A 21,911-nucleotide genomic window follows, 5' to 3' on the forward strand; every position below is an offset into this window, starting at 1 on the left:
TAAAAAAGCTAAAAAAAGTGAGAACAATTCTGTTCTCATTTTCGGATTACTTCAACCGTTCCATCAGCTTTTCCGATGACGACTTCATCGACATTCATGAAAATGCCGTGTTCGACGACGCCGGGAATTTGTGAGAGTTTCGCAGCCATTTCCAGCGGATTTTTAATTTCGCCGAAAGTGCAGTCAATAATGAAATTGCCGTTGTCGGTAATCACAGGACCGTCTTTTTTAGCGGCTGCGCGAAGAACGGGGTCACCGCCGATTTCTTTGAGTGATTTCATGACCAATTCTTTGCCGAACGGCATGACTTCAATCGGTACAAAAATGGAAAGGGTTTTTGCTTTTTTAGCGGGGTCGGACACAACGACAAAACGGTCGGCAGACATGGAAACGATTTTTTCGCGCGTATGCGCTGCGCCGCCGCCTTTGATGGCGTAAAGATTTTCATCAAACTGGTCGGTGCCGTCAATTGCAATCGTTAATTTCGGTGTTTGCGCGAGTGTTGTTAACGGAACGCCGGCTTCGATGGCGATGGCTTCGGATTGGTAAGAAGTCACAACGCCGACAATGTCTAAATTTTCTTCACGGACGCGGCGGCCGAGTTCTCTGATCGTGTATGCGACGGTGGAGCCGGTTCCGAGACCGACGGCATCGCCTGATTTGACAAGAGACGCGGCGTAAATGCCGGCCGCCTTCTTTTCAGGCGACTCTGCTGCTTGGTTTCTGTCTGCCATTGTTTTCCCTCAGGGTGAAAGTCTTTTTCTGTCTCTCGGGAACAAAACAGCTTCGCGGATGTTGTCAAGTTCCAGCATTGTCATAATCAAACGCTCTGCGCCGACACCGAATCCTGCGTGCGGCGGCATGCCGAATCTGAACGGTTTTAAGTAGAAGTCAAAGCCGTCCGGGTTCAAACCTTTTGCCTCGATGCGCTCGACAAGCAAATCGTACTGGTGAATGCGCTGTGCGCCGGAGGAGAGTTCCATCATGCGGTGCATCATGTCAAAGCTTTTTGAGATTTCAGGGCGGTCTTCGTAAGGCATGGCGTAGAACGGCTTTGTTTCCGTCGGCCAGTCGATGATAAAGTAGTGTGATTCGCCGGTTTTGTTGAACACGTATTCACCGAAAAGGTGTTCGGCTTGGGTTCCGATGTCATCGCCGAATTGCATTTTATCTTCAATTTCGGGGATTTCATTGTTGATGATGTCTAAAACCTGCTCATATGTGTATTTGTTAAACGGCAGTTTCGGAATCTGAAGTTCTTTTTCAAGAACTGCAAGGCTCTTTTGGCATTTTTCAACCACTTGTTCGTAAATGTAAACAATCATGTTTTCCAAAAGTTCCATGACATCTTCGTGGTCGGCAAAGCTCATTTCAATGTCGATTGAAGTGGCTTCGTTCAAGTGTTTTCTGGTGTCGTGTTCTTCCGCTCTGAAAATCGGGCCGATTTCATAAACGCGGTCAAGTCCTGCAGACATAAGCATTTGTTTAAAGAGCTGCGGGCTTTGGTTTAAGAAAGCTTCGCGGTCAAAATAGCTGATCGGGAACAAATCTGTTCCGCCTTCTGTTGCCGCGGCCACAATTTTGGAAGTTGTGGTTTCGACGAATTTGTTTTCTCTGAAGAAGTCGCGGATTGCAGCCTGAACGGTGTCGCGGATGACGAAAACTGCGGTCTGCTCTTCGCGTCTGAGGTCCATAAAGCGATTGTCAAGGCGCGTGTCGAGTTCGGCGTCCACTTTGCCGGTCGTGTCCATCGGAAGCGGAGATTCCGCAACAGTCACAACTGTAATGGATTCGGGCATTAATTCGTAGCCGTTGGGTGCTTTTGGCTCAGCTTTGATGGTTCCCGTTACAGTAATAACGGATTCACGGCTCATTCTTTTAACGGTTTCCAAAAGTTCGGGATCGACTTTTTTCTTTAAAATCGTTACTTGCGCGCGTCCCGTTCTGTCGCGGAGAACCAAAAAGGTGATGCCGCCGAGGTCACGGATTTCGTGAGCCCAGCCGGAAAGCGTAACGGTTTGACCGTTGTCCGCTTCAGGGTTAATTTCCCCCGTAAAGTGTGTTCTGAGTGCTTTTAATGACATAATGATCACTTAAATTGTAAAAAGTAAAAATTGCGTATTTCGGTTGAGAAATAATCCATATCGTATTTTAATTTAAGCAAAAATTTAAATGGAATAAAAAGGGTGAATATTTTACATTGATAAATAAAAGGCGATATTTATGGATTTACACCAAATCGAAGAATCGGCAGAACATGCATTTGACCATGCGCTTCATATTGTTAAAATGAAAAATGTTCTTTTACTCTTCGTCGTTTTATGTTTGGCTTATCTTTATTTGTTTGTCATCGACTGAAAAAATCATATTTTTTGCCGTTTATTAAAACGGTGGGCTTTTTTATCAGCCTCAATAAATCATAATAAAAAATATGCGGCTGACACTGCTGTACTCCGTGAGTCACATTATGCTGATCTGACGCCCGCGCGCGAGCCACCACACTTATTTACATCATTGCTGCATAATTATTTCGGATTATGGCACATTGAAATAAATCATATGAAACAGATGATGTGAGAGGGTACAACTTGAATAAAACAGACATTGGTTCAAATCTTTTTAAAACAGGATTTAATTGTGCGCAGGCAGTATTTTCGACATTCAGTGCCGATTATGGATTGGATCAAAATACCGCTTTGAGAATCGCCGGCGGTCTGGGAAGCGGTGTTCGGACCGCGGATGTATGCGGAGCCGTCTCGGGTGCTGTTTTGGTCATCGGACTGCGATGCGGGAGTGATCTCGATTCAGATTCATCTGCAAAAGAGCTGTGTGACAAAGAAACCGAAGAATTTTTACGACGGTTTCGAGAAACGAACGGGTCTGTTGTATGCCGCGAGTTGCTCGGCTGCAACATTTTCACTCAGGAAGGCCTGAGCCAAGCGACCACGGAAAATTTGTTTACCGTAAAATGCACGGGTTTCGTAGTCAGCGCCATCACAATCCTTGAAGAGATGGGATATTGATTACTAGATTTAAAGCTCATTGCCGTTTTTCGAAAAATGTCAAAAAATAGTTTTTATAAATTTATTCAATTGCTTTCTTTTCCAACATTTTACACGCTTGACAAACATCATCGTTGCACGGCTCGCCGCAAATTTGACAGTTTTTCATCACGGAAACATCCAACGCCTGGGAAATGAGCGGCACCATTGTATCATAACCGCGTACAAGAGAATATTTTGTGCCGGGGTGGTTCACTTCAAAATTATTCAAAAGTCTGCGAACCTCTTTTCGGAGCGCGCCGAATGAGTGCGGGCAAGCTGTTAATTCCATCGGAAGATCATTCAAATAAGCGTAAAGGGCGATTTCTTTTTCCGGAATTTTTCGAAGCGGTTTGACGCGAATGATGAAACCGTCCAGTTCGTTGGCGGCGGAAAAGCGTACCATTCGTTCGACGTCGCCGCGGAAGTGGTTGAGCATGATTGTCTGCGCTTCATCGTCTAAATTATGTCCGATGACGAGTTTGGTCGCGCCGATTTCGCGGGCGACTTTGTTGAGGATTTTTTTTCGGAGAACGCCGCAGTAACTGCACGGTCCGACTTCTTTTTTATCATCGCTGTAACGGTTTTCAACCATTTTCTTTTCAACGACAAGCTCGTCCATGGTTTTGCCGTATTCGTCTTTGAAAGATCTGACAATATGTTCAATGCCGAGGCGTTCTGTCATCTCACGCGTCCGCTCTATTGAATAATTGCGGTAGCCGTCGATGCCTTCATCAATTGTAATCGCGACAATTCGAATATCGGGTCGGTTGCCGAAGATTTTATGCATCAGCAAAAGAGAGACGGAACTGTCTTTTCCGCCGGAAAATCCGACGGCGATGACATCATTCTTTTTTACCGGATAACGCTGGCGCATGGTCAGCTTCGCTTTGCGCTCCACGTCTTCAAAAAAGTGTTTTTTGCATAAATGAAGGCCGGAATACGGCTGGTAAATGATTGCAGGCGTGCTGCATTTTCGGCATTTTGTCGTCATAAGTCAACCTGATAAATGAAACTGAATTGAAAAACGATACCTTTCTCATTTAAACTTTATGTTTTCAAAAATTTCGGCATCTTGATATCCTTTTCAAAATATCCGGGGTGTATGATTACCGCCGCTGTTTCATTGCCGTTTGAAATTTTATTTGAAAACTTCGTTTGCGGCTTTATTTTTTGCGTCGTTTGCGGCTGGATTTTCGGATTATTGACCGGCATGATTCCGGGAATTCATGTCAATAACATCGCTGTTATTTTGGCAAGCGCAGCCGCATTTTTGTACGGCTTCGGATTGTCTCCCGTTCTCTTGTCCGCTGTTATTCTTTCCTGCGCGGTTTCTCATACCTTTCATAATATTATTCCGGCTATTTTTCTCGGCGCGCCCGGCGAAGAAACAGTTTTTGCCGTTTTGCCCGGACACAAACTGCTGATTGCCGGCGAAGGCTTGCCGGCTGTTCGTTTATCCGCTCTCGGAAGCGCGGCCGCAGTCATCTTTTCATTTTTGATGATTCTTCCGACCGCTTTCTTTTTATCTCGTTTCTATCCGTTGCTGGAAACAAAAATGGGATTCATCCTGCTTGCGTTGTCTCTAATTGTTTTGCTTTCCGAAAAGAAAATCTCTAAAATTATTTCGGCGACAATTGTTTTTTTGACAGCCGGCGTTTTAGGGGTGATCGCATTTGAAATGGACGGCAGTTTGACTCCTGTTCTGCTTTCATCTTCCGCTTCTGTTCTAATGCCGCTTCTTGGAGGACTCTTCGGTGTTCCGCAACTGATTATCAGTTTGTTTTCCAAATCCGAAATATATGATGTTCATGAAACCGGATTGAATTTTTCAAACAAACTTTTTTTAAAAAATGCGGTTCTCGGGACGGCTGCCGGTGCATTTGTTTCATGGATTCCCGGTGTTTCTTCATCGGTTGCCGCAATTTTAGCGGGATTTTTTAAAAAGAATGATTTTGATGAAACAGGCGGCGACTTTCATGAATCTCCGGATTCTCTCAACGTGGAGATTTCTCACTCAAAAGAGTATATTGTTATTGTTTCTGCAATCAATACGGCAAACGCGGTTTTCGGGCTTTTAGCGTTTTTTATTATCGGCAAATCCAGAAACGGCGCAGTTGTTTCAATTCGGGATATTTTGTCGGCGGCCGGGTTCCCGCTTTCAAACGGTTTTTCCGGTGAAATGCTTGAATTGTTTATTTTGTTTTATGCCGTTATTATGATCAGCGCTTTCTTTTCTTATTTCTCAACAATTTATGTCGGAAAAATTATTCCTGAAATATTTCAAAAAATCGATTACCGGAAAATATCGGCTTTTGTTCTTTTGCTGCTGACGCTTTTAATCTTTTTAATGAGCGGATCTTATGGTCTTATTTTGTTTGCCGTTTCCGTTTTCATCGGATTTTTGCCGGTTGTTCTTCATGTCCGAAAATCAAATTTAATGGGAGTCATCCTCTTTCCCGTTATGCTTTATTTCCTGGGATTAAGGTGATTTTAATAAAAAAACATAAACGAAACGGTTAAATCATGAAACAGCATGTTTGAATAAATAATTTTAAACCGATTTTGTAAAATTCTAACGCACCGCTTTTTTTGTATTTGTTGTATTTGTTTCATCACGGCGGTCGTTGCTATTTAACACATGAGATTTAATGAAATGTAAGTGATCTATAATGCAATTTTGTCCGAAATGTAAAAGCATGATGATGCCGGCAGGCAGTGAATTTAAATGCAAGAAATGCGGCTGTACATCCGCAATGGGGGACTCTTCCGAATTGGCTTTCAAATCTGAAATCCAAGAACGTGAAGTCGTCGTTTTAGAAGGAGATATCGAAGAAGGCCTTCCGACAACCGATGTTATGTGTCCTGAATGCAAGAACAGAAAAGCCTACTGGTGGCTCAGGCAGCTTCGTTCCGCAGATGAATCTGAGACACGTTTCTTCAAATGTACAAAATGCGCTTACACATGGCGTGAATATGATTAAACCTAAATATTTTTGAATATTAAATATTTATATTTGTAAATGGTTATAACAGTAAAAATTGACTTGCGTCATCTTTTTACATTTATTTCATTTATCTAAACTTTATTAAACGTTATAACAAAAAGTGATTTCTATGCTCAAAGCTTCAATCGATATTGATCTTCTCAGAGATTCCATTACGGCGCTTTCCGTCATTGTCAGTGAGGTTCGCTTGAAAATTAAGCCGGATGGCATTTCAGTCAAAGCCGTCGATGCCGCAAATGTGGCAATGGTTATCTTTGACTTAAAAGCCGGCGCTTTTGACAGCTACACGGCGGAGGAAACGGAAGTCGGCATTGACCTTGTCAAACTCAACGACATCCTCGGCATTGTTGAGAAAAAGACTTTGGTCGATATGGAACTTGACATGACTGCTCAAAAACTTCATTTGAATTTCGGCGGTCTTTCCTACACCTTATCCTTATTAGACCCGTCCACAATCAGATCCGAACCCCGCGTTCCGCAGTTGGATCTTCCGGCACGCGTCGTTTTAAACGGTCAGGACTTGAAACGCGCTGTCAAAGCCGCTGAAAAAATCAGTGACCACATGACGCTCGGTGTTGCAGGCGACATTTTCTTCATGGAAGCCAAAGGCGACACAGACCAGGTTCGTTTGGAAATGGGCACAGACCAGTTGATTGATTTGAAATCCGGTGAAGCAAACTCCTTGTTCTCCTTGGACTATCTTCTCGACATCATCAAATCAGCCGGCAAAGCCAACGAAGTAACCCTTTCCATCGGCTGTGACTTCCCGATTTTAATTGAATTCGATGTGGCGCCCAACGCCTGTCATGTGACATTCTTGTTGGCCCCGAGAATCGAATCCGACTGATTCGGACATTTCTGCGGAAATCTCTTTTCCGCAAACTTTTCTCTTTTCATCGTTTTTATTGTTTTTTTCAGATTATTTTCGTCGTTTTTCTTTTATTTTGTTTATTTTTGTCTCGTTTCAGAGCTTGTTTTCTTTTTGTTCACGTTTCAGAGTTTGTTTCATTTTTTGTTGTTTTTATTATGGATTATTTTGATTATTTTTTGTTTTTATTATTGGATTATTTTTGATTATTTTTTGTTTTTATTATTGGATTATTTTTGATTATTTTTTGTTTTTATTATTGGATTATTTTTGATTATTTTTTGTTTTTATTTTTAGATATTTGTTGTTTTTCATTTCTTAGATTTTAGCTCTAAAAAATTATTTTCTGTTTTTTAGAAGTGTAAAATCTTAAATCCCTCATGTATCGTGAGTTAATCGAAGCCATGAAAATTTTTAATGGTATGTTCTTTGACTTCTATGTCGTTCGGCCGAAATCATTTTCAATCATTTTTCGTTTTTTATTTTATTATTTTTTAAAAGAATGTTTTGCATTTTCATAACAATTATATTAGAAAATTACAATGATGTTGTAATGTATGAATGGGCATGAAAATTTTTACCTGTCTGTGTTTTTTTCCCCAAAATGCAAACTCATCAAGGATTAGTCTATATATTTTTCAGCCCTTTTCACTCCCAGTACAATTCATTTTTTGTAGGTTTTTCGAATTGTACACGGGGGGATGCAATTGTTTTTGCATCTTTTGAAAAACCTGATTCAGACAAAAACGCAATTGAAAAATTTTGATGCAAAAAATCAGAATTTGCAAATTGAGTTATTTACGGAGGTAAATATAATGGATAAACAAGCTATTTTAAAAGAATTATCCGATGCGATGGTTTCCTGTAAAGCAGATGTAATCATGGCAGCTACAAAGAAAGCAGTTGATGCAGGTATGCCCAGTGTGGAAATCATTGACGGCCTTGCAGACGGCATGACCGAAGTCGGCGACCAGTTTGAAAGAGGAAAAGTCTTCCTTCCCCACGTTATGATGGCAGCAAACGGCATGCAAGCCGCTGTTGACACACTCGACATGGGCGCAGCCGGCGCAACCGTTAAGAAAGTCATCATCAACGGTACTGTTGAAGGCGACGTTCACGACATCGGCAAATCTATCGTTTCTACAATGCTCCAGTCCGCAGGATTTGAAGTCCACGACCTCGGCAGAGATGTCCCGAATGCAAAATTCATTGAAGCAATCAAAGAATACAACGCTGACATGGTCGGCTTGTCCGCTTTAATGACAACCACACTCAACGGCCAGAAGGAAATCATTGAACTCCTCAAAGCCAACGGCATGAGAGACAACATTAAAGTCATGGTCGGCGGCGCACCCGCAACAACAGCATGGGCTGAGAAAATCGGCGCAGACTGCTATGCAGAAAATGCAAGTGAAGCTGTTGAAAGAGCAAAGGCACTTCTGTTGTAAATATAAAACAATATGGTGGTTACACAAATGGCAACAGAATACATTTTAAGAATGGGTGACGGTAAACGCGTCTCCATGACCAAAGAACAGATCAAAGAAGACACCCTCGCCGGTGCAGGAAACGCTGTTGACTACGGTTTAGTTCCCGAACTTTCCGCAGACGAAATCGACAAGCTCATCGAAATCTGTACAATGCCCGGTAAATCCGTTTCAGTTGAATACGGTATGGAAATCCCGGTTTCTCACGACATCGGTACCATCCGTCTCGACGGTGACCAGGGTAACAGCGGCGTCGGTATCCCGTCCAGCCGTCTTGTCGGTATGATGATGCACGAACGTGCATTCGGCGCTGACACAATGGAACTCGGTCACATCGACTACAGTTTCAAACCCGTCAAACCCATCGTTTCTAACGAATGTCAGATGATGGAAGTCGCTCAGCAGAACATGATTGTTCCGTTGTTCTACGGTGCAATGCCGAACATGGGTCTCTACTACACCCCTGACGGTCCGTTCGAGAACCCCGGAGACTTGCTTAAAGCCTTCAAACTCGAAGAAGCATTCGCTTCCATGGAACACTCCGCAGAACACTTGACCCGTGACATTGTCTGGATCATGCAGAAATTGATGGCCTCCGGCGCAGACGGTGTTAACCTTGACACAACAGGCGCAGCAGGCGATGCAGACGCATACGGTACCCTTACCGCTGTGAAAGCACTCCGCGAAGAATTCCCGGAAATGTACATCGAAGTCGGCAGTGCCGGTGAAAGCTGGATTGGTATGCACGGTATGCTCGAATTCGAAGGCACCGTTCTTGCCGGTCTCTGGCCGCACCAGCAGGTTAAGCTCGTTGAGAAAGCAGGCGCCAGCATCTTCGGCCCCGCTGTTAACACAAACACAAGCAGAACCTTCCCGTGGAACCTTGCCCGCTCCGTTGCATTCACAAAAGAATGCTGCAAAGCATCCACAATCCCGATCCATGCAGACATGGGTATGGGTGTCGGCGGTATCCCGATGCTTGAAACACCCCCGATTGACGCTGTTACACGCGCAAGCAAAGCAATTGTTGAAATTGCAGGCGCAGACGGCATTTAGATCGGTGTCGGCGACCCGCTCGGTATGCCGATTGCACACATCATGGCATCCGGTATGACCGGTCTTCGCGCAGGCGGCGACCTTGTCGCACGTATGCAGCTCTCCAAGAGCATGAAGATCAAGGAAGCCAAAGAATACGTCGCAAAGAAAGTCGGTGTCGATGTTTTCGACTTAGCAGACGAATACGCAATGAGAGACGTCAGAGAAGACCTCGGTATCGGTGTCATCACATCCGTTCCGGGCGCTCCGAAAGGCATTGCAGCTAAGATGAACATCGAGAAAGTTCTCGACACCAAGATCAACTGCTGTGACTATTTCAGAAACCAGATTAAACAGTAATGTAAACGATTTTGATTTGCAAACTTACGGGGATTGTTTTGTGTGTTAAAACAATCCTCTGCAAATCATTTTTATCGGACTGTAGGTTTGTGGCTGATTCCGCTTTTATTGGTTATTTTATTTTCAAATAATCCCGGCAGAAAAAGCTTCAAAAAATTTATATTTATTGAAAAACGCCGTCAGGCGAGTTCGCAAAAGCGATACGGGGAGCAATATTCCATTCACAGATGAGCGTATGCTCTTTAAAATATCTGATCTAAAATCCAAAAAAATTGTCTAACAAAAAACGGCTAAATTTGCTATACACACACAATACACACACCCAAAAATACACACAACCTAAGGATTTTGTTTTCCGTTTCGCTGTCCGATATTTCGTTTCAACCCCTTCAAATTTATAAAGCACGCGTTAGTGTGTGTTTTACAAAAAATTACACAAAAAATAACAGAGGCTAAAAATATGTCAAAATGTAATGCATTTGCAGCAACAAAAGCACTCAATGGTGTTGAGTTTGAACTCTTCACTCAAGACGAATTAAAAGCAATCCACGAAGCAACAATGGATGTTTTCATGGAACCCGGTATCCAGGTTTCCGATGCAAACGCCATCGCTGCTTTCAAGCAGGCCGGCTGTCTTGTTGATGAAAAGACACAGGTTGTCAAAATCCCCGAGTTTGTTGTCAGAAGAGCACTTCAGACAGCTCCTTCCAGATTCACTCTCTGGGCCAGAAACAAGAAATACAACACTGTCATGGAATGCGGCGGCAAAGTCCACTGGACTTGCTTCGGTACCGGCGTTAAGATGACCAACTACGTCGCACCCGGTAAATACGAAACCGTCGACTCTGTTGAACAGGACATCGCCAATGTCGCAAAACTTTGTGACTGGGCCGAAAACATCGACTACTTCTCCCTCCCTGTTTCCGCAAGAGACTGGGCCGGCAAAGGTGCACAGGACGTCCACGAAGTCTTTACACCCTTGACAAGCACAGAGAAACACTACCACGACATTGACCCCGTCGGCGAAAACGTCGAAACCTACTGGGAAATCATCAAAGCCTACTACGGCGGCGACGAAGAAGAAGCCAGAAGAAAACCGATCATGTCCATGTTGGTCTGCCCGACCAGCCCGCTCGAACTCAGCAGCAACGCCTGTCAAGTTATCATGAAAGGCGCAATGAACAACATGCCCGTCAACGTCCTCTCTATGGCAATGTCCGGCGGCTCCGCACCTGTTTACCTTGCCGGTACACTCGTGACACACAACGCAGAAGTTCTTGCAGGTATCGTGCTCGCACAGATCACAAACCCCGGCGCACCTGTCTACTACGGCAGCTCCACCACAACATTCGACTTGAAGATGGGAACAGCACCTGTCGGCGCACCCGAACTCGGTCTTATCAGTGCAGGTGTCTCCAAGCTCGCTAAATTCTACGGTCTCCCCGCATTCGTTGCAGGCGCATAGACCGACGCAAAAGTTCCGGACGCACAGGCCGGCCACGAAAAGACAATCACAACAACCCTTGCAGCACTTGCAGGCTCCAACACAATCTACGGTGCCGGTATGCTCGAACTCGGTATGACCTTCTCCATGGAACAGCTCATCATCGACAACGACATCATCGCAATGGTCAAAAAAGCCATGGAAGGCATTGTTGTGACAGAAGAAACACTCGGTGTTGACCAGATTAAGAAAGTCGGTATCGGTAACAACTTCCTTGCACTCAAGAAAACAAGAGAACTCGTTAACCTTCCGTCCTCTCCGAAACTCTTCGACAGAAAGATGTTCGGCGACTGGGAAGCAGCAGGTTCCAAAGATGTTGCTGACAGAGCACACGACACCTACCTTGATGTCATGAAGAACCACGAAGTTCCGGCAGTTGACAAAGACATCCTCGCAGCAATGAAAGCAATTGTTGACAAGGCAGACAAAGCATTCAAGATCTGAATTCTTTAAACAAAAAATACAGAGGTTTAAATTATGGCAAGTAAAGACGAAGTTATGGCAATGGCAAAAGAAGCAATTATGGAATTCGACGGCGAAATGGCCGAAGAAGCAGCACAGGAAGGCCTTAAAGCAGGCATCAACCCCGTTGAAATCATTGAAGCATACACCGCTGCAATGGGCGACGTTGGTGTTCAGTTTGAACAGGGCACACTCTTCCTCCCCCACGTGTTAGCCGCATCCGAAGCAATGAATGCAGGCATTAAAGTCTTAAAACCTGAAATGGAAAAGACAAAAGCACAGACGGTCAGCAAGGGTAAAGTCGTTATCGGTACAATCGAAGGCGACATCCACTCTATTGGTAAAGACATCGTCGTTTCCATGCTCGGCATTGCCGGCTATGACGTTATCGACCTTGGTCGTGACGTTCCGGTCAAAACAATTGTTGAAGCAGTCAAAGAACACAAACCCGCTATCGTCGGAACCTCCGCTTTGATGACAACAACAATGGTCACTCAGATCCAGGTTGAAGAACAGCTTAAAGAAGCAGGCGTCCGCGACACCGTTAAAACAATGGTCGGCGGTGCACCGTGCACACAGGACTGGGCTGACAAGATCGGCGCAGACATCTACGGCGAAAGCGCAACTGACGCTGTTTCAAAAGTCAAAGCAGCAACAGGTGCTTAAATAAATCACAATTAGAGACGGGAGGGGCGGCATGAAAAAAGTTCCACACACACTCCGTCCCGCTCGTTTTTAATATCTGTATTATCACTGTCCCTGTCAGTTCTCTGATAAGCACTCATCAGGTGACAAGATATATACAACAACCCCCGTGTTGGAAATGGGCAGCAAAGTCATAATCTGCTGTTCCTTTTCCTTTTTTATTTTAGGATTGGTATTAAAAACAAGTTTATACCAATTGCTCAAATTCATATAAATCTTTTTGATTTTATGGCTTTTTTGAAAAGCTGTATTTTTTGTGGCTTTCCGTGAGCCTTTTTGCGGCTTCGCTTTGATTTGAGAAGCTGTCTTTATTACAACGATTACAGTTTTTCGTTGTCGAAATGATATTCATTTAAAAATCCATTAAAATTATTGTTCGAAATTAATTTAATTTCTCAAAATTATTATTTAATTAACTCAATTAATTAACTCAATTAATTCCTCAAATTTATCATTCAAATTTATTCGGAAATTTATCCCAAATTTCATTCAAAATTTCATTCAAAATTAAATTCAAAATCAAATTCAAAATTACAATTTATCTTTAATTTACGATTCAAGAAATTTACAATTCAAAATTTTATTTTGTTAAATTTTCATAATCTTAAAAATCGGCTTCCGGCCGAAATCTATTGGGGCTCAGAAAATGACATTATGTTTAGGTATTGATACAGGCGGAACATACACTGATGTTGTCATTATTGACGATGAGAGTAAAACCGTTTTAAAATCCGCAAAGTCTCTGACAACTTATCCTGATCCGATTGATGGCATTCGAAATGCGCTTGATGAAATGCCGGCGGATTTGATCGAAAAAGTGTCTGTTGTTTCTGTATCGACAACTCTTTCAACAAATACTGTTCTTGAAAATACGGGCGAAGCCGCCGCGCTCATTTTAATCGGCAGCGCGAAACTTTTGAATTTCGATGATCAAAAAGCGGTTCAAAATTATACAATTGTCTCAGGCGGTCATGATAATGAAGGCAATGAAGCCGAACCGCTCGATTTTGAAGCCATTGAAGAATATGTTCTTTCCGTCAAAGACAAAGTTTCTGCTTTTGCCGTTTCTTCTTATTTCAGCGTCCGCAATCCTGACCATGAATTACAAACAAAAGAATTGATTCAGAGATTAACCGTGGCCGACGGTCAATCCGGTCACCCTGTTGTTTGCGGTCATGAATTGGCGCAATCTCTGGGCACTTACGAGCGCGGTGTGACGGCTTATTTGAATGCAATGCTTTTGCCGACCACGAACCGCTTTGTAAACGCAGTCGTTTCCGAAGTCAAACGCCGCGGGTTAAATGCCGATATTAAAATTTTGAAATGTAACGGCGCGGTTTCAGGCATCGAAGAAGCAATGGAAAAGCCGGTCGAATCTATTTTTTCGGGGCCTGCTGCCAGTTTACTCGGCGCGTCCTTTTTGTCCGGCCGTGAATCCTGTTTAATGATTGATGTCGGCGGCACCAGCACCGATGTTTCTCTGGTTGAAAACGGTTTTCCGGATATTTCCGATAACGGTGCTGTTGTCGGCGGGTGGCGGACCAAAGTGCGTGCCATCCGTATGGAAACATCTGCGCTCGGCGGTGACAGCCAAATTTGGATTCGTCTTCCGTCTCTTTCCGATTCTGCTGTCCAAGATCGAATCATGTTCGGGCCGAGACGGATTATTCCGATTTGCCGCGCCGCATCGCTCTATCCTGAAATTTTGGAAAGTTTGAAAGAAAGATGGTTTGCCGACAAATATCGTTTCAGCGAATATGTTCAACCCGTTCGCTTCTATATTCGAAGCGGCAACCTCGCAATCGGCTTAACCGCTGAAGAACAAAAAGTATATAACAAAATCAAGGAAGATGCGCCTGTTTCAATCAATGATATTATGTGGGACATGACTTACGTTCCTGCCGACATTCTGAAGTCGTTGGTCACTCAAAAATTGATCAATATGATTGGTTTTACGCCGACGGATGTTTTGCATGTTTTGGGCGATTATAATGAGTTCAACGCCGAGGCATCTGTTCTTGCGGCTCGCATTACCGCCTCTTTTCTGGACACGGAATACATGGAACTTTGCCGGTATTTGAAACAGACGTTTTCATTAAAAATGGCGCAGGAATTGGTTTATTTCCTTGTCGATAAAGGGTTGGCGGATAATGCTGAAAATATTGTTCAGACATCCCGCTCGGATGTTTTTAATACGCGGTCACGGTTCGAAGCGTCGTTCAATCCCGACTTGACGGACTCTCCTGTTTTTAAGGATTCAGTGAAAGCCGTTTTAGCTTTCAAGAAGCCGTTGCTCAAATACAAACTCGATATTCCGGTTGTGATGATCGGCGGTCCCGTCAAAGCGTTTGCAGACGATCTTCGCCAATTCATTGACGCTGAGATTTTGACGCCCGAATATTTTGATGTCGGAAATGCCGTCGGCGCGCTTGTCGGAAAAATTGCGAAACGCATTGACATTTCCGTCAGAACTGTTCAAAGCGAATCAAGGTATATGTTGAAAACGAACGGTTTCATTGTTTATTATCCGGGCGGCCGCCAAGCGTTTGCAAACCGCGATGATGCGTTGAATTATGCCCGGGAGTTGGGCAAACAAATGATTATGGAATATATGGAACGTGAAGCGGTGCCGGCAGAAAAAGTTGAATTCAAAATGCATGAAGAAGATGTTTCAATTTCCAAAGGCGTTTTGCCGTATATGACGCATTTTGTTTTCGAAGGCTTCGCCAGGAATGTGTTGTAAAAAAATTTTGTTCGGCTTCGCCTCACAAAATTTCAGGGGCGAGGGGAGGGCGGTGTTTGCAGAAACGCTTTCGCGTTTTATGGCTCCGCCTACGATTTCATCAGGCGTTTGTTTAAAATCGCGTTGCGATTTTTGGCGGCTTCGCCGCTGTTTAGACAGTGCCGAGACGGAACGGATAACAGCTGTGCTGCGTTTTGACAGTGCCGAGATGGAACGGATAACAGCTGTGCTGCTGTTTTGACAGTGCCGAGACGGAATGGGCAGCAACAGTGTCCGTTTTTTGATTTTCAAACCGGCGGGGCTGTTTTAAAATTAGAAAATAGCGGGGTCGTTTTTTAAAAATAAATTGAAACATGCAGCATTCGCGCGAGCCACGCTTGCTCCATGTTTCCTGCCTTGTTTTATTCCATGGCAGTTGACTGCTTTTTGTAGTGTTTGTACAGTTCTTTTGCCCATGAACGGGTGGCATCTTCTAAGCTGACGATGATTTTGTAGTCGTAAACGCCGTCGTTGTTGAAGAAATAAATGTATGTGAAAACATCTGTAATTGTCATGGACGGGCCGATGGCATCACCTTTGTCGTTTAATTTCATGAAGGTGACGTTTTCTCTTTTGATAATGTCTTGAAGGCGTTTTTCATGATCTTCGACGAGGCGGTCGTAAACTTTCGGCGTCACGATGATTGTCATGTCTTTGCCTGATTCGGCCATTTCGAACTACATTTCCGTGTAAATCGGATGATAAACGGATAAGAGGCACATGGCGTGCTTTGATTTCTTGAAATTGTCGCTGAATTCGGCGGGGACATCATACATGTATTCGCTGATGTCGTATTCTAAAAGCCTGTAGTTGCCGATGTCGCGAATGCGTTCCATTAAATCCGGCGGAATGACAGTCAGATTTCGGCTGAACCAGAAGCGTTGATCCTTTTCAAGGATATCAATCGTTTCAAAAAGCGGAAACATATTTTTGACGAGAACCTGTCCGATATTTGTCAGCTCGTACATTCCGTCTTTTAACACGACAATCTCTTCATCTCTCAGCGTCTTCAGCTGAGGGGCTAATGAATGTGCTGTCATATTCATTTTTTCAGTGAGCTCGTCTATTGAATATCCTTTCTTGCCGAGAAGCAAAAGAATTGCTCTTCTCTTTTCTGAAAGACAAACAATGTCACTCAAAGTTAATGCAACTGTTGATTTATTCAACGCTAACGCCGTCCCGAAATGATTTTGTATAATTTTACCGGTATAATCCACCGTTTAATGTACCGATAATTGTTTTTAAACAACGTCTGTTATTCACAATTATTTGTTATGATTTGATGAGTCAACATTTACAATTGTAACGGATTACCAAGTCTGAAACATCATGCTTGAATTTTGTTCTGTTAATTAATAATTCATTGCCGGCCGAATCCCCGGTTTTTTATTTTCAGCCGCATAACTTCGAATCATTCAAGCAATATAAAATTTTGATTCTTATATTTAAATGCAGTTCTACCTATATAAATCTAAAGCTTTATTAACAGGAAGATGTTATGGATTGTTTTACCGGAAGAATTCTCAAAAATGAATGCGGCATGAATTCTTTTAAACCAATCAAACGGTCAGCGCAAATCTGAAGAAATTTATGATTTTTTATTAAAATCAGGGTAAAAAGCTTAAAAATTTCTTGTAAAATGTTGATTTTTTCATCAAAAATTTCGTTGAAAAATCGCATCAAAAATTTATTTGCAATGAATTCCAAAAAATCTAAATCAAAACAATCTGTTTGATAAAATTTAAACAGATTTTCAAGATGTCGATTTTCTTTGAAAAAAATTCAATTTTGTCCGTTTCGTTCAGATTTTGTCTTAACATTCTATTTTTCTAACAGTTTTATAATTCGAGTCGAATTCAATTTTTTTTCATTGTTTCGTAGTTTACAATGCCGTCAGGATAATGTCAAACGGTTATGCTATATACGTTTTTATCCATTTATACGCCGCGAATAATTTCCGAAGAGACAATTTATTGTCCGTCCGGAAATATAAAAAATAAGGCCTGTGATTTTTCAACTTTGTTGACTTGTTATCACAGGGATATGGGGGTATTTTCGAGGGATATTTCTCTTGAACTTTATTTTTTAGTTTCGTGTTCCCATTTTGTATGTCGTGCGAAAAACACGCGTGCAAAATATACGGAGGTTTAAAGGCAAACAAAAATGATTGGATGAGCGGAGGCTGTAGACAACGGCCGATATTCGGTTTACGTTTATTACGACTTCCGCTGTCGTTTCTAATATTTCTCGGTTTTATGGAATCAATGTAAAATTGATTCTCCATATCAAAAATTTTGATGGGGGTTTCGATTTGAAAATTCTGTTTTGCGAGTGTTTGTCAGATTATTGTTGTAATTATTAGAAACCAAGGTGGTTTTGTGGACAGTGACAGTACTTCATTACAAAGATCAATTGATTGGAAACAAGGTCTTGCAATTGCGCTCGGTGTACCCTTATTGATTTTACCGTCAATCGGTACCTTTGCGGTTTACTTATGGGCTTTTGCGATTGTCGCATGGGGTCTCTCAGTATTGCAGGGCTTTATCCAGAACTTGGCATACGGTGAAATGGCAACAACATTTGCCAACGCATCCGGTTTGCCCGGTTTCGCACAGACAGTGTTCGGCGCAGGAACACAAACAGGTAAATTTATCGGTGGATTCTCCGCTTGGAGTTATTGGTTTGCATGGAACCCTGTGCTTGCGATTTACTCTATTTTAATCGGCGACTATCTCAGCGGTATCATGCCTTCTATTATTCCTGCATTCGCTGATGTATCACCCGTTCTTCTCTCCATCGGAGCCGGAATTATTATCTTCGCTGCACTTATTTTGATTAACTCAAGAGGTGTTTCAAGCGGTGCAACGGTCGGTTATATTTTAGCCGTCTTTTCATTAATTCCGCTTCTTGTGATTACGGTTGCTCCGTTCTTTACAGGCAACTTCCATGTGGAATATATCACAGGCAGCTGGTTCCCGACAGACTGGAACTGGGGACTTTCAAACGTTTTAATTCTTCTCGGTATCATGGCCACCGCTCAGTGGAGTGCCTGTGCCTGGGAAACTGCAGCTATCTACGGTCCGGAATATAAGAATCCGAAATCCGACGTTCCGAAAGCACTTTTCATCTGCGGTTTAATCTGTTTGTTCTCTTTCGTTTTCGTCCAGGCATCCGTTACCGGAACGCTCGGCGTTGACGGCATTATTGAACAGCGTGTTTCTCCGCTTCTTCCGATGGCAACAATGGTCTTCGGCGAGTGGGGCGCATTAATCGCTATTGTTATGCTTATCGCAGCAATGGTTTTGATCATTCAGACCGCCTTTAACGGATCTGCAAGATCTATGCACTCAATGGCTGTTGAAGGTAACTTGCCGTCTTACTTGTCCAAAGTGAACTCGAAAGGAACACCGATGAGAGCAATGTATATCATTGCGATTTTCAACGTCCTGTTGATTTTGATCTTCTCCTTCATGGAAGCATCCAGCGGTCCGGCTGCTATTTTGTCAGCATCCGCAATGGGCTATGTGTTTGCAAACGGTATCAGCTTATTGGCATACTACAAAGCAGCAACAGATCCGAAATTCAAGGACTTGGAACGCCCGTTCAAGGCACCCAAGGGCTGGAAATACGTCGCATTGGCATTCTCAATACTTAACCTCACCTTGTACTTGGTGGGTATTATTTACTTGAATGCAACTGACGCCGGCTGGGGACCGACACTTCTCGGTTTCGTTGTTCTCGGTGTTTTCGCGCCGCTTTGGTGGTGGGCACAAAAAGAACAAAAGAATAAAGCTGCAGCTTAAAACTGAAAGCTTAATTTTAAAGGATCATCGATTGATTGCCGATTTGGCAACAATCGTTTTCCTGTTATAATGATCTTGAAGGGAATGGTATTGCATTTCAAACCGAATTTCGTTCGGTGCATGGCAATCCTTTCAAATTCAATTATTTCGGCACTTTTGCCGAAGCAAAACGAAAAAACAAAAGGTGACCATTCGGCCTCTTTATGAGGTGTCGCTAAAAGTGTGTGTGGGCGAACAATATTTCAGGAGAAATATCTATGGTTGAAAATGTGGTCTCTTTAGAAGAAATAAGAGAAAAAGAAAGAAGCCGTAAATTTAAATACGGTTATATGTGGGCACTTTTCTGTGCTGTTTTTTGGGGTATCTGGTATCTTCCCGGTACAGCAATTTGGGTTTTAAATCCGTTTGATGACATGTCTGTCGCCATTGCAGCAACGCACGGCGAGTCTATGTCATTGGTGATTGTGGCCGTTTTAATTACGGCATTAAACGCTTTAACTTGTGTGATTGCGTTACTCGCATGGAACGCCATTCTCGGCAAGCACAAATTGAAAGAATTAAAGCGCACAATCCTTGACTTTAAAAAATGTTCTAAATGGTTCTTCCTCGCCGGTATTTGCGGTATGTTGGCCGTTTTTGGTTCATACTTAGCTATGGGTTTCATCGGTGCCGCTTTCTCAGCTGTTGCCGGTTTGTTGTATCCTGTTGTCGGCGCAACTGTCGCCCGTCTTTGGTACGGCGAGAAAATCTCTAAACGCGCTGCAGCCGGTATTATTGTTATTGTTGCCGGAGGTATTTCCATTTACGCCGGCGGTCTCGTCTCTGAATTGGCAACCGGCAGTGTTCAGTGGTTCGGTTACCTCGGCGGTTTAATGGCTGCCGTCAGCTGGGGTCTTGAAGGCGCTGTCGCCGGAAAAGGTCTTGACTTGGCTGAACCCGACTCCGCTTTGACCATCCGTTTCATTGCAGAAGCAGGCTACTGGTGGATCATCGTCATTCCGGTTCTTTCACTTCTCGGTTTCCCGATGATTACATACGCGCTTCAGATCTTTGACCCGCTGGTTCTTGTCGTTTTGATGTTTGCCGGTATCACATTCGGTTTCTGTTATGTGACCTGGTACAAATCGTTCCCGCTTATCGGTGTCGGCCGCGGTCAGGGCATTGGTAACCTTTACGGTCTTTGTGCTGTGATTTTCGTTTTCCTTTTCTTCGGAACATCTCCGGGATGGACGATTATCATCGGCGGTATTCTCTGTGTCGCCGGCAGTTTGCTGATGTTCACTGAGAGCACAGACGGTATGGCAAGTTTGAGAGGTGACTAAAATGGGTGAAAGACCGCTTAAAATCAGAATTTTGGAAATCTTCAAAGACGGCCAATCCTATTGGAATTATGAGATCGTTGAAATGATTTTCAAAGAATACAAAATGAGTGGAAATTATGAACGTGACCTGATTAATTTCGACATCATTGAATTGGCTTCCGGCGGCATGCTTTCTGACATTGAACAGAAAGTGGATACTGAAGGCATTTACAAGAAGGATTTCTTGCTGCACAAGTATGTCATCACTGACTTCGGAAAAGAAAAAGCCAACAGTGCTTGCGCAAACTAAGGAGGCGTCATAAATGGTACAAACAGAAGCAGCTATGGCAGCTTATAATGAAATGTGGGCCGGTATTGTTCCGGTCGCCGATATCACTTGGATGATTTTCATTATCGTCATCGGTATCGCCGCCCTCTATATGGCCCGCCGTTTTGTTACAGAATTCTGATATCCGTATCAGATTCAAGCATCAAAAATTAAAAACTGTCCAATCCAACCGATATTCGCCGACTGTCAGGCGAATATCAAATTCGGGGCAAATTTTTCTTTGCTCCGTTTTCTTATTTTTTTAAAAGTGTCTTTTCACATCAAAATCTTTTTATGTGAGCGTTTCCTTTCTCATTCATTCGCGCAGTCCCGTAGTGTAGTGGTCAATCATTCCGGCCTTTGGAGCCGGTGACAGCGGTTCGAATCCGTTCGGGACTACTTTTTTCATTTACTACTTTTTTATTTTCATTTGATTCATTTCTTTTTATTCTTTTCAGTTTCACTCGGTCATTATTTCTCGGCTCAGCAGCTCTTTCTAAAAAAATTTCAAACTCATCTTTAAATACAAAATCTGCTGTTATCAATTATAAAAACGGTTTAATATTTATCTCAAAAATGAGGGTGGGTGGCCAAAAATGGCTTCTTTCAAAATAATAATAATTGGTTTAATGGTTCTATTAGTCGCAGCCTGCGCGTTTTCAGGCTGTTTGAATAAAGCACAAGCAAATGATTTTATCGGCAGCTGGGAAGCAACAGAAACCGATGATACCATTTTTACATTCTATGAAAACGGGACATGCGGCATTCACGCGGGCAATTTGATTGCGCAGGGCGAATGGAAACCCGACGGCGAAAATTACGGACTGTATTGTTACGGTATTCGCGCGGGAACGGCATCTTTTGTAAATGACGATTTGATTCATCTTCAATTAACGTATGGAATGCTTGATTTGAATGAAGATTTCAAACGCGTTGCCGCTTGATTCATTTGATAAGTTAAAACAAATGCCTAATATTTGTATCAGAACGTCAACCGTTCTGACAATTATTTTTTCAAAGGGATTTTATTTTCCAAAAAAGCTTGATTCGTTTTTTGTTTTCGTTTTTTGTTTTCGTTTTTTGTTTTTTATGATCTTGCTCGGAATTAATGAGGATTTCAAAAACTGATAACTTGTATTTGAAAATATTGTAAAATTTGATGATATATGTTTTTATACTCATAAGTATTTTTAATATCTGCTGAATTTTATCATTCAGCTTTTAATA

19 protein-coding genes, 1 tRNA gene and 2 pseudogenes are annotated in these 21,911 nt (G+C 42.8%); 16 read left to right on the forward strand and 6 right to left on the reverse strand.

The window, feature by feature from the left end; genetic code table 11:
- Positions 1–35 precede the first annotated feature (35 nt).
- Both rpiA and aspS read right to left on the reverse strand, forming a co-directional pair.
- The gene (gene rpiA, locus C7391_RS07750; RefSeq protein ID WP_133517988.1) at positions 36–734 is read right to left on the reverse strand and encodes a ribose-5-phosphate isomerase RpiA; all 699 of its coding nucleotides are present in this window, start codon (positions 732–734) and stop codon (positions 36–38) included.
- Positions 735–743: 9 nt separating this feature from the next.
- Positions 744–2,084 (reverse strand): aspartate--tRNA(Asn) ligase, encoded by a 1,341-nt coding sequence (gene aspS / locus C7391_RS07755; protein ID WP_133517989.1) that lies wholly within the window; start codon positions 2,082–2,084, stop codon positions 744–746.
- Positions 2,085–2,223: 139 nt separating this feature from the next.
- On the opposite strand from aspS, the gene C7391_RS08600 reads away from it, so the two are divergent.
- Together C7391_RS08600 and C7391_RS07760 are read left to right on the forward strand one after the other, a co-directional pair.
- Entirely contained in the window at positions 2,224–2,358 is a 135-nt protein-coding gene (locus C7391_RS08600) for a hypothetical protein (RefSeq protein ID WP_263295339.1), read from the forward strand.
- A 230-nt stretch (positions 2,359–2,588) separates the two neighbouring features.
- A complete protein-coding gene (locus C7391_RS07760) occupies positions 2,589–3,023 on the forward strand; it encodes a C-GCAxxG-C-C family protein (RefSeq protein WP_133517990.1) in 435 nt (144 codons plus the stop codon).
- A gap of 61 nt (positions 3,024–3,084) precedes the next feature.
- On the opposite strand, the gene C7391_RS07765 is transcribed toward C7391_RS07760, so the two are convergent.
- Complete coding sequence (locus C7391_RS07765) at positions 3,085–4,035, reverse strand: TIGR00269 family protein (protein ID WP_133517991.1); 951 nt, start codon at positions 4,033–4,035, stop codon at positions 3,085–3,087.
- 111 nt (positions 4,036–4,146) lie between these two features.
- Here C7391_RS07765 and C7391_RS07770 point away from each other — a divergent pair, with 111 nt between their 5' ends.
- The 8 genes and pseudogenes from C7391_RS07770 (at position 4,147) to C7391_RS07805 (ending at position 15,213) form a co-directional block, all read left to right on the forward strand.
- Positions 4,147–5,532, forward strand: coding sequence for a tripartite tricarboxylate transporter permease (locus C7391_RS07770; RefSeq protein WP_133517992.1), 1,386 nt, complete (start codon positions 4,147–4,149; stop codon positions 5,530–5,532).
- A 181-nt stretch (positions 5,533–5,713) separates the two neighbouring features.
- Positions 5,714–6,025: a transcription factor S gene (locus C7391_RS07775; protein WP_133517993.1), complete on the forward strand. Its 312-nt coding sequence runs from the start codon at positions 5,714–5,716 to the stop codon at positions 6,023–6,025.
- A 133-nt stretch (positions 6,026–6,158) separates the two neighbouring features.
- Positions 6,159–6,896, forward strand: coding sequence for a DNA polymerase sliding clamp (locus tag C7391_RS07780; protein ID WP_133517994.1), 738 nt, complete (start codon positions 6,159–6,161; stop codon positions 6,894–6,896).
- An 836-nt stretch (positions 6,897–7,732) separates the two neighbouring features.
- Positions 7,733–8,365, forward strand: coding sequence for a dimethylamine corrinoid protein MtbC (gene mtbC, locus C7391_RS07785; protein ID WP_133517995.1), 633 nt, complete (start codon positions 7,733–7,735; stop codon positions 8,363–8,365).
- A 27-nt stretch (positions 8,366–8,392) separates the two neighbouring features.
- A pseudogene (gene mtbB, locus C7391_RS07790) lies at positions 8,393–9,799 on the forward strand ([dimethylamine--corrinoid protein] Co-methyltransferase).
- Positions 9,800–10,259: 460 nt separating this feature from the next.
- Positions 10,260–11,747, forward strand: a pseudogene (gene mttB, locus C7391_RS07795) ([trimethylamine--corrinoid protein] Co-methyltransferase).
- Between the two features lie 33 nt (positions 11,748–11,780).
- Positions 11,781–12,431 carry a cobalamin B12-binding domain-containing protein gene (locus C7391_RS07800; RefSeq protein ID WP_133517996.1) on the forward strand — a complete coding sequence of 217 codons (651 nt, stop codon included), beginning with the start codon at positions 11,781–11,783 and terminating at the stop codon, positions 12,429–12,431.
- Positions 12,432–13,116: 685 nt separating this feature from the next.
- A complete protein-coding gene (locus C7391_RS07805) occupies positions 13,117–15,213 on the forward strand; it encodes a hydantoinase/oxoprolinase N-terminal domain-containing protein (RefSeq protein ID WP_133517997.1) in 2,097 nt (698 codons plus the stop codon).
- Positions 15,214–15,364: 151 nt separating this feature from the next.
- Here the strand turns inward: C7391_RS07805 and C7391_RS07810 are convergent, their stop codons facing one another.
- From C7391_RS07810 to C7391_RS07820, 3 genes are read right to left on the reverse strand one after another with little or no spacing between them, the layout of a single operon-like run.
- Positions 15,365–15,568 (reverse strand): hypothetical protein, encoded by a 204-nt coding sequence (locus C7391_RS07810; RefSeq protein WP_133517998.1) that lies wholly within the window; start codon positions 15,566–15,568, stop codon positions 15,365–15,367.
- Between the two features lie 46 nt (positions 15,569–15,614).
- Entirely contained in the window at positions 15,615–15,923 is a 309-nt protein-coding gene (locus tag C7391_RS07815; protein WP_133517999.1) for a transcriptional regulator FilR1 domain-containing protein, read from the reverse strand.
- 6 nt (positions 15,924–15,929) lie between these two features.
- Positions 15,930–16,418, reverse strand: a complete 489-nt coding sequence (locus C7391_RS07820; RefSeq protein ID WP_133518000.1) for a helix-turn-helix transcriptional regulator — start codon at positions 16,416–16,418, stop codon at positions 15,930–15,932.
- A gap of 1,212 nt (positions 16,419–17,630) precedes the next feature.
- On the opposite strand from C7391_RS07820, the gene C7391_RS07825 reads away from it, so the two are divergent.
- The 6 genes from C7391_RS07825 (at position 17,631) to C7391_RS07845 (ending at position 21,628) form a co-directional block, all read left to right on the forward strand.
- A complete protein-coding gene (locus tag C7391_RS07825) occupies positions 17,631–19,055 on the forward strand; it encodes an APC family permease (protein ID WP_223611049.1) in 1,425 nt (474 codons plus the stop codon).
- A 257-nt stretch (positions 19,056–19,312) separates the two neighbouring features.
- On the forward strand, positions 19,313–20,377 hold the full coding sequence (locus C7391_RS07830; RefSeq protein WP_133518002.1) for a DMT family transporter: 1,065 nt from the start codon (positions 19,313–19,315) through the stop codon (positions 20,375–20,377).
- A 1-nt stretch (position 20,378) separates the two neighbouring features.
- On the forward strand, positions 20,379–20,666 hold the full coding sequence (locus tag C7391_RS07835; protein ID WP_133518003.1) for a hypothetical protein: 288 nt from the start codon (positions 20,379–20,381) through the stop codon (positions 20,664–20,666).
- A gap of 13 nt (positions 20,667–20,679) precedes the next feature.
- Entirely contained in the window at positions 20,680–20,826 is a 147-nt protein-coding gene (locus tag C7391_RS08385; RefSeq protein ID WP_166627459.1) for a hypothetical protein, read from the forward strand.
- Positions 20,827–21,010: 184 nt separating this feature from the next.
- Positions 21,011–21,083: transfer RNA gene (locus C7391_RS07840), tRNA-Gln, on the forward strand.
- 230 nt (positions 21,084–21,313) lie between these two features.
- Positions 21,314–21,628, forward strand: a complete 315-nt coding sequence (locus C7391_RS07845; RefSeq protein ID WP_133518004.1) for a hypothetical protein — start codon at positions 21,314–21,316, stop codon at positions 21,626–21,628.
- Positions 21,629–21,911 lie beyond the last annotated feature (283 nt).

The sequence above is a fragment of the Methanimicrococcus blatticola genome, assembly GCF_004363215.1.
Lineage (GTDB): Archaea > Halobacteriota > Methanosarcinia > Methanosarcinales > Methanosarcinaceae > Methanimicrococcus > Methanimicrococcus blatticola.